This is a genomic window from Halorubrum sp. SD683 (assembly GCF_002135045.1).
GTDB lineage: Archaea > Halobacteriota > Halobacteria > Halobacteriales > Haloferacaceae > Halorubrum > Halorubrum ezzemoulense.
On sequence record NZ_NEWJ01000101.1, the window covers coordinates 1 to 8,483 of the forward strand.

Below are 8,483 nucleotides of genomic sequence, written 5' to 3' on the forward strand. Positions count from 1 at the left end.
GAACGGCGTTGAGTTCCTCCGAGCTGTTCGTGAGGAGTGGCCTGATCTACCGTTTATTCTGTTTACTGGCAAAGGGAGTGAAACCGTCGCCAGTGACGCAACCTCTGCAGGAGTCACTGATTATTTGATCGCGTCGCAAAGCCGTTTAATCTCGTTACGGTAATATTTACTGTAATATCTTCTGTGGCTCGATAAAGCAGTAATCGGCCGTGATAAGCGGTGTATCCTCCGTTTAATTTGATGGAATCGGACTCAGTTTGTCGTGAGATAGGGAACCGAGCAAACTCTAGAGGACTTTGCGACACGACCAATTGTTTGAATACCACAAGACTACTGTCGTCGAATCTGTTGTTCGCCCGACGTTCGAGCACGCACCGCTCTCGGGCCCCGTTGAGGTTACGGGAGGCCGCTCACTCGACAGGCTCCGGGAGGAACGGCGTCGGATCGTCATGGACGAACCGGACTGTGTCGTCGTTCAATCGACGGCAGAAGAGGCGCACGGCCCCCGCCTCTCTGATCGATTCGAGTTTCTCCGCTGCCTGGCTCGGATCGTAGTACGCGGGGACGAAGACAGCCGTTTCGCTCTCGGGCGCAATTTCGACGACCAGCACGTAGACCAGTTCGTTTCCCTCCGCCCGGAACACCTCGACGTCTCGAAACTGTTGGTCGTCGACGAGCGACTCTAGCTCCTCGAACTCCGAGCCGGGGAGGACGACGTCAAGGCCGGTCCGACGGTCCGAGTCGACCAAGACTGAATCGCCGGGATGGAGTTCGAGCGTCGTCCACCCGCGCTCTCGGTACTTCGTCGCGGTCGCTTCCATGTCCTCGATGACGGCGGACCATCCATCTCCCGCCTGTACGTTCGTGGGCACGTCGCCGCCTGCGGGTTCGTTCATACCAGCAGACGCTGGGGTAGCCGTATAAATGATTTCACTGTCCCCAAGATATATCTCCGTGAGGCTCGCTACCGCCGATAGTGACCGATCTGCTCTCGCTTTCCGCGCTCCAAACTCAGTTCAGAACCGAACGGGGCGCGGTCAAGGCCGTCGACGGTATTGACCTCTCGATTGAGCACGGAGAGACCGTCGGCCTCGTGGGTGAGTCGGGTTCCGGAAAGAGCGTCACCGCCCTCTCTGCGATGGACCTCGTCGACGACCCCGGCGACATCGTCGGTGGCCGGATCACCCTCGCGGATCCGGGGCTCGCAACCTCCCTCCTCAACGAGTTCGACGATGCGTACGTTCCGTACCCGTCCGGGCTGATCGATGCGATCGCGGCTGTGAGCAGCGGGCTTCGCGCCGGACGGCGCGTTCCCGACACCCCTGCTGAGCTTCGCGGAATGGTCGATGACATCGCCGCCGAAGCGGACCCAGACGACCTTGCGAGCCACCTCAGAACTGCCGCAGAGCGTCTCAAAACCGACGCCGACCCGAAGACCGTCGGTGACGATCTTGAGGCCGCACTCGCCGACGCCGTCGACGGCTTCGTGTTCCTCGATGCCGACGCCCGAGAGCGGATCCGCGCCGGCGCGAAGCCGAGCGATGTTGATATCGACGAGGGAATAATCGACGTGACGGCAGCCCCCGAGGCGGCCGTCCGCCGGATCCGCGGCGGCGAGATGGGGATGATCTTCCAAGACCCGATGACCTCTCTCAACCCGGCGGTCACCGTCGGCGAGCAGATCGCCGAGTCACTGCGGCTCCACCGGTACGGCGGTCAAAAACACGACTCGTGGCTCAATGGGGTCCGCGAGATCCTTCCGAAATTCGGAGGTCGAGACGGTGAAGAAGAGGTGATGGACGAAGTTGTCAGGATGCTTCAGGCGGTCGGCATTCCGGAAGCGAAACAGCGCTTGGAAGACTATCCACACGAGTTCTCCGGAGGGATGCGCCAGCGCGTGCTCGTCGCTATCGCCTTAGCCTGCCGGCCGAACCTCCTCATCGCCGACGAACCGACGACCGCACTCGACGTGACGATTCAGGCGCAGATCCTCGATCTGATCGACGACCTCCAAGAAGAGTTCGGGATGTCAGTCTTGATGATCACCCACGACCTCGGCGTCGTGGCCGAAACCTGTGACCGCGTGGCCGTAATGTACGCCGGCGAGATTGTCGAGGAAGGCCCCGTAGAAGAGATCTTCTCCAATCCCAGCCATCCCTACACCTACACGCTGCTCGAATCGATCCCCACCGAAGAAAAAGAGCGACTGACACCGATTGAGGGGAACGTTCCTGACCTGATCGGCATGCCCGACGGGTGCCATTTCGCGCCGCGCTGTCCCTGGGCCGAACCCCAGTGCCGCGAGGGGGAGATTCCATATCTCCAGCACGGCCCGAACGATGTCGACCACCGGTCGAAATGCGTCCACGACGAGTTTGATAAGGATATGTACGGGACCGACGAACCCGCCGCTGGTTCCAGATCTGCCATCGGCGACCCGCTTGTCAAGATCCGCGAGATGCGGAAGTACTACCAACAGGAGGATGGCGCGCTCGACCGGATGTTCGGCGGCGGTGACTCGAGCGTCAGGGCCGTCGACGGGATCGATCTCGATGTCCACGAGCGGGAGACGCTGGGACTCGTCGGCGAGTCCGGTTGCGGGAAGTCCACAGCGGGACAAGCGATCCTCCACCTGGACCCGCCGACCGACGGGAGGGTCGTGTTCGCTGGTGAGGACCTCGGATCGCTCTCGAAATCGGATCTGCGTAAGCGCCGGAAAGACATGCAGATGGTGTTCCAAGATCCGATGTCGAGCCTCGACCCGCGGATGACAGCCGGCCAGACGATCATGGAACCGCTGAAGATTCACGGCCTCGCCGAGGGACGCCACCGCGAGCGCGTCTTCGAGCTGATGGACGCGGTCGGGTTAGAGCGCGGCCAATTCGGCCGATACCCACACGAGCTTTCCGGCGGTCAGCGTCAGCGGGTCGGCATCGCGCGATCCCTAGCGGTGGATCCCGACTTCATCGTCGCCGACGAGCCGGTGTCGGCGCTTGATGTGTCCGTTCAGGCGCAGATCATTAACCTGCTGGAGGACCTCCAAGAGGAGTTCGGGCTCACCTTCCTGTTCATCGCCCACGACCTGAGCGTTGTCCGCCACATCTCCGACCGGGTGGCGGTGATGTACCTTGGCGAGATAGTTGAGGTCGCCGAGACGGACGAACTGTTCGAGACGCCGAAACACCCATACACTAGAGCGCTCCTGTCCGCGATCCCGGAGCCCGACCCCCTCGCCGACACAGACGATCGAACGATTCTTAAAGGGGATGTCCCGTCACCGATCAACCCACCCTCCGGCTGTCGGTTCCGCACCCGCTGTCCATCGGTCATCCCGCCGGAAAACCTAGACATCAACCAGGAGCGCTATCGCGAGGTAATGTTCTACCGACAGCGGTTAGAAGCGAGAGACATCGACCTCGACGCCATCGAGTCGGAGGTCCGAATCGAAGACGAGTCGGCGCGGACCGCCGTCGCCGACGGCGGCGAACATCCGACGCTCTTCGAGTACTTCTTCGACGGTCCGCTCTCGGGGGAGGCGCGAGCGGTCGTGGCCGAGTCCTTCGAACAGATCAAACACGACCGGTGGGACCAGGCAGAGGCCACACTCTGCGAGACGTTCGAGAGCGTCTGTGAACGAGACAACCCCGAACTCGGTGAGAGCGGTCATCCCGCTGCGTGCCATCTATACGATGAGTGACCTGTTGACAAGTGACTACAGGACCACTCAGCCGGAGCTTATGACGCGATTTTGTCCTGTCGCTCCACCAGAATTATTTACCTAGCTCATATATGCCGATGTATGTGTCCTGATACCACAGGTACGTCACGACGCAGCTTCTTACAACGAGCGGGCGGCGCGACGGTAGCGACGGCATCGGTCGCCTCTCTTGCCGGGTGTGGCGGCGACGGTGGCGACGGCGGCGACGGTAGCGACGGCGGCGACGGTAGCGACGGCGGCGACGACAACGGCGGCGACGACACGACCTCGCTCCGCTACGGCCGCGGTGCTCACTCCAGTACCCTCGACCCGCAGAACACGACCAGCGGTGAGGTCGCGAAGGTCACCAATCAGGCGTACGAGGGGCTGATCGCCTTCCAACCGGGCGAAGCGTCGCTCGTCGAGTCGCTCGCCACTGACTGGTCGCTTGACGGCGACTCGGTGACGCTCACGCTACGAGAGGGGGTGAGCTTCCACGACGGGTCGGAGTTCACCGCCGACGACTTCATCGCCACGTACCGACGGTTCGTCGACGACGACTACGAGTACCACTTCGCGGACTCCTCCGTCTACGGGCCGTTCACCCTCGGCAACTGGATCGACAGCATCGAGGCCCCGGGCGACTACGAACTCTCGATCACGCTGACCCAGACGTACGCACCGTTCCTCCGCAACCTCGCGATGTTCGCGGCCGTCGTCATCTCGCAGGACGCGATCGAGGGCGACACGAACCTCGGAGAGGAGATGGTCGGGACCGGCCCGTTCCAGCTCGAGACCCTCGACGACGCCAACAACCGCATCCGGCTCACCACCTTCGACGACTACTGGGGCGAGGCCCCGAACGTCGACCGGGTGCTGTTCCTCACCCGCGGGCAGAACTCCACGCGTGCGCAGGCGCTCGTTGAGGAAGAACTCGACATCATCGACGGGCTCGACCCTGACAGCATGCAGATCGTCGACGGGTCCGACACCGCGGAGAGCCGAACGGCGACGGGGATCAACATCGGTTACATGGCGTTCAACCTCTCGCGGGTTGAGGCGTTCCGCGACCGCCGGGTCCGCCGCGCGATCAGCTACGCCATCGACACTCAGGCGATCGTCGAGAACATCTACTCCGGGATCGCCACGCAGGCCGAGCAGCCGATCCCGCCCGCGCTGTTCGGGCACAACGACGACATCAGCCCCTACGAGTACGATCCCGAACAGGCGCAGAGCCTCCTCGATGAGGCCGGCTACAGCGACGGGTTCTCGTTCTCGCTGACGACTTTCCAGAACCCCCGCGGGTACAACCCGGCGCCGCTGCCGACCGCGCAAACGATCCGTTCGAACCTCGCCGAGGTCGGCATCGAGGTGTCGATCGACGACCGGCAGTTCTCCGACTACCTCACGTACACCAGCCAGGGGAGCCACGACGCGACGCTCGCCGGTTGGTACACCGACAACGCAGACCCCGACAACTTTTGTTACGTCCTCCTCCACCCGCAGACCGACGTGCCGGAGGGGCAGGACTGGGTCTCCTGGGACACCGAGGGGTTCAACACCTCGAACAACGCCGCGTGGGCTAACAGCGAGTACATGAGCGTCGTTGAGGAAGCCCAGCGGACCACGAATCAAGAGGACCGCGCCGAGCTGTACCAAGAGGCCGCCCAGATTGCGCACGACGAGGCGCCGTGGGTGTTCCTCGACTACGCCGACGAGGTTCGCGGCGTCTCCAACCGCGTGAACAACTACAGCGTCGCCGCGATCGGCGGGCCGTTCCTCGAACAGGTCGAGCTCGAGTAACTAGCGCCGAACGCAGACTTTTTGACCGTCCCACGCGCCCATTTCTCTGAATGGTCTCCAAACGCTTCGTCCTCAAACGGCTGCTCATGCTGTTCCCCGTGCTGTTCGGGGTCGCGACGGTGGTCTTCGCTATTCTCCACCTCTCGCCGGGCGATCCCGCCGTGGTCATCGCCGGCGACCGAGCGAGCCAGGAGTTCGTCAATCAGGTCCGCTCGGACTTGGGGCTCGACGATCCGCTCTGGCAGCAGTACGTTCGCTTCCTCGGCGAGGTGGCGACGTTCGACTTCGGCCAGTCTTATCAGGTGAACCGGGGCGCGGCGGTGAGCCAGATCCTCGCGGATCGCCTCCCGATCACGATCGAACTCGCGTTGCTCGGACAGTTCGCTGGCCTCCTGTTCGGGCTCCCGCTGGGTATTCTCAGCGCGGTCAAACAGGACACGTGGACTGATCATCTCACACGCATTGGCGCGCTGAGCGGGATCAGCGTCCCGATCTACTGGAGCGGTCCGCTGCTCATCCTGCTCTTCGCGCAGTTCCTCGGGCTTCTCCCGACCAGCGGTCGAATCGGCTCCGAGTACTTCGTTGAACCGGTCACGGGGCTTATTCTCGTCGACACGCTATTGGCGGGGAACGTCGCAGCGTTCCAGTCCGCGGTCGTTCACCTCCTCTTGCCGGTGGTGGTGCTCGGGATCTATCAGATGGCGCTGCTCTCGCGGATGATGCGCTCGTCGATGGTCGAGGTGATCCGCCAAGATTACATGCGAACCGCGCGCGCGAAGGGACAGGGCTCGAAGATCACCGTCATGAAACACGGCCTCCGCAACGCCTTCATCCCCGTCATCACTGTGGTCGGCATCCAGTTCGGATCGCTGCTCGGCGGCGCGGTGCTCACGGAGACTGTCTTCGAGATCAACGGCATCGGCACGCTGCTCGTCGACGCGATCAACCGTAGCGACTACCCTGTCGTCCAGGGTACCGTCCTCGTCTTCGCCGTATTGTACACGCTCGTTAACCTGGGCGTTGACCTCACCTACTCGGTTCTCGATCCACGTATCGAACAATGAGCACAGAGACACAGACCGGCGCCGTCGACCGAAGCATTGTTGAGCGGCTGCGCGCGAGCCCGTTCCTCTCGCAGCTCTCCTCGAACCGACTCGCGATCACCGGGATCATCATCATCGTGAGCGTCGTCCTGATCGCGGTCTACGCGCGGATCACCTACGACCTCAGCGAGCTCACGGCGACCCAGTTCGGGACGAATCCCGCTGAATCCCCGCCCAGCTCGGAGTACCTCTTCGGCACGGACGGGCAGGCCCGCGACATCTTCCCGCGCGTGATGTACGGGGCCTGGTACGCGGTCCTCTACGGAACGGTCACCGTCGTCGCGTCGACGTTCCTCGGGGTGAGTCTGGGGATCGTCGCCGCGTACTACGGTGACCTGACCGACAACGTCATCATGCGGACGATGGACGTCCTGCTGTCGTTCCCGTCGCTGCTCTTAGCGCTCGCGCTCGTCACCATCTTCCCGGAAGAGCTGGGCCTGTGGCGGGCCGTCGGGGCGCTAACGCTCGTCTACACGCCCCGGTTCGCCCGCGTCGTCCGCGGGGCCGCGCTGAAGGTGCTCGAAGACGAGTACACCGACGCCACGCGGGCGCTGGGCGCGACGGACCCGCGGCTGCTCGTTCGTCACGTCCTCCCGAACTGCCTCGCGCCGATAACGGTCCAGTCGACACTCAATTACGGGCTCGCGATCATCGACATCGCCGCGCTGTCGTTCCTTGGCTTCGGTGCCAGTCCAGGGGAACCAACGTGGGGCATGATGCTTTCGAACGGTGTCGAGTTCGGGCTGTTCTCCGGGGCGTGGTGGTGGTCCTTCTTCCCCGGCCTGCTGCTCGCGCTGACGGTGCTCGGATTCAACCTCCTCGGTGACGGGATGCGCGACGCGCTCGACCCCCGGATGCGAGAGACCGTTGACTGACCGCGACGGACGGCCGTCCGGACGGACGGTCGCGCGGTGGGTCTGCATCGGCAGCCTCCTCGGGCTCGTCGTCGCGAGCGCGCTCTTCCCATTCGCCGGGGCGCGGCGAGCGACCGACACCTCGTTCGCACTCGGCGTGTTGCTGTTCGGCTTCGGCGTCGCGACGTGGGGCGGCGCGGTCGGGTTCGGCGACTCGATGTCGGCGGTTCAAAGCCATCTCGGAGGCGAGTCTGCGTGGAGCCGCGAGGGCGCGCGACAGGCGTTCGCCGTGTTGACTTGGGTCGGCGCGGGCTGGGTGGGGACTGCGGTCGCGGCGTCGATACTGCTTGTCGGCGTGTAAACGAGACCCACTCCGATAACCCCGTCCCGACAGGATGGTCCACCCTTGGGGGCGGCCATGAGTGCTGTGTTGACTCGATAGAAACGCTGTTACTCTATTAAATCGTGAAACCAGTCGATCACACCGGATTTGAGTCTGCTTGGGAAAGGTGTGGAAGCTGGCGGCGCCCCGTCGTGGGGGGGCGGCGCCACGTGCCTCCAGTGAAGATACCGCCAGCTATTCTGGAGCAGCAGGCTCACCACAAACATTACCAGCCGTAGCCCAGCGTCCTGAGAATTGGTGAATGCGAGGCTTTGCTTAGCTAATCGGTGAGCGTGTCGTAACATCGCTCTTGTAGCGTAGATTGTTGGTGAGTCACAGCACAGTTTCGAGGATGGTTTTGAGCGCTTCCTCACCCGGTTTGCGAAACACTTCGGTCGTGTCACAAAGTCCTCTAGAGTTTGCTCGGTTCCCTATCTCACGACAAACTGAGTCCGATACCATCAAATTAAACGGCGGATACACCGCTTATCACGGCCGGTTACTGCTCTATCGAGCCCGCTCTTCGGTAGACTGGCGGAACTAGCGGAATACATTGACAGCGATACAGTCCACGAGACTGTGGATCGGTGCCCCAGTAAGGTTCAGTGACCGGAGGAAGCCGTAGGTCCGAGCGGCCTGCTCCA

The 8,483-nt window shown here is 62.8% G+C and carries 6 protein-coding genes and 2 pseudogenes; 5 read left to right on the top strand and 3 right to left on the bottom strand.

What is annotated here, in order from left to right; genetic code table 11:
- Positions 1-410 precede the first annotated feature (410 nt).
- The gene (locus tag B9G49_RS15105; protein ID WP_086216923.1) at positions 411-896 is read right to left on the bottom strand and encodes a hypothetical protein; all 486 of its coding nucleotides are present in this window, start codon (positions 894-896) and stop codon (positions 411-413) included.
- A gap of 80 nt (positions 897-976) precedes the next feature.
- On the opposite strand from B9G49_RS15105, the gene B9G49_RS15110 reads away from it, so the two are divergent.
- The 5 genes from B9G49_RS15110 to B9G49_RS15130 all read left to right on the top strand — a co-directional run bounded on the left by B9G49_RS15110 (position 977) and on the right by B9G49_RS15130 (position 7,818).
- Entirely contained in the window at positions 977-3,697 is a 2,721-nt protein-coding gene (locus B9G49_RS15110; protein ID WP_086216924.1) for a dipeptide ABC transporter ATP-binding protein, read from the top strand.
- Positions 3,698-3,799: 102 nt separating this feature from the next.
- On the top strand, positions 3,800-5,500 hold the full coding sequence (locus tag B9G49_RS15115) for an ABC transporter substrate-binding protein (RefSeq protein ID WP_086216925.1): 1,701 nt from the start codon (positions 3,800-3,802) through the stop codon (positions 5,498-5,500).
- Between the two features lie 50 nt (positions 5,501-5,550).
- Complete coding sequence (locus tag B9G49_RS15120; protein WP_086216926.1) at positions 5,551-6,564, top strand: ABC transporter permease; 1,014 nt, start codon at positions 5,551-5,553, stop codon at positions 6,562-6,564.
- Positions 6,561-7,478, top strand: coding sequence for an ABC transporter permease (locus B9G49_RS15125; RefSeq protein ID WP_086216927.1), 918 nt, complete (start codon positions 6,561-6,563; stop codon positions 7,476-7,478). The genes B9G49_RS15120 and B9G49_RS15125 overlap by 4 nt, the downstream gene beginning before the upstream one ends.
- Complete coding sequence (locus B9G49_RS15130; protein WP_086216928.1) at positions 7,471-7,818, top strand: hypothetical protein; 348 nt, start codon at positions 7,471-7,473, stop codon at positions 7,816-7,818. The genes B9G49_RS15125 and B9G49_RS15130 overlap by 8 nt, the downstream gene beginning before the upstream one ends.
- A gap of 167 nt (positions 7,819-7,985) precedes the next feature.
- On the opposite strand, the pseudogene B9G49_RS16380 reads toward B9G49_RS15130, so the two are convergent.
- Positions 7,986-8,129, bottom strand: a pseudogene (locus B9G49_RS16380) (ISH3 family transposase); the annotation flags it as partial.
- Positions 8,130-8,379: 250 nt separating this feature from the next.
- A pseudogene (locus B9G49_RS16385) lies at positions 8,380-8,483 on the bottom strand (IS1595 family transposase); the annotation flags it as partial.

Bases quoted from the DNA above. Each gene is read 5' to 3' on its own strand.
- B9G49_RS15105 (WP_086216923.1), bottom strand. From the start codon at position 896: ATGAACGAACCCGCAGGCGGCGACGTGCCCACGAACGTACAGGCGGGA.
- B9G49_RS15115 (WP_086216925.1), top strand. From the start codon at position 3,800: ATGTGTCCTGATACCACAGGTACGTCACGACGCAGCTTCTTACAACGA.
- B9G49_RS15120 (WP_086216926.1), top strand. From the start codon at position 5,551: ATGGTCTCCAAACGCTTCGTCCTCAAACGGCTGCTCATGCTGTTCCCC.
- B9G49_RS15125 (WP_086216927.1), top strand. From the start codon at position 6,561: ATGAGCACAGAGACACAGACCGGCGCCGTCGACCGAAGCATTGTTGAG.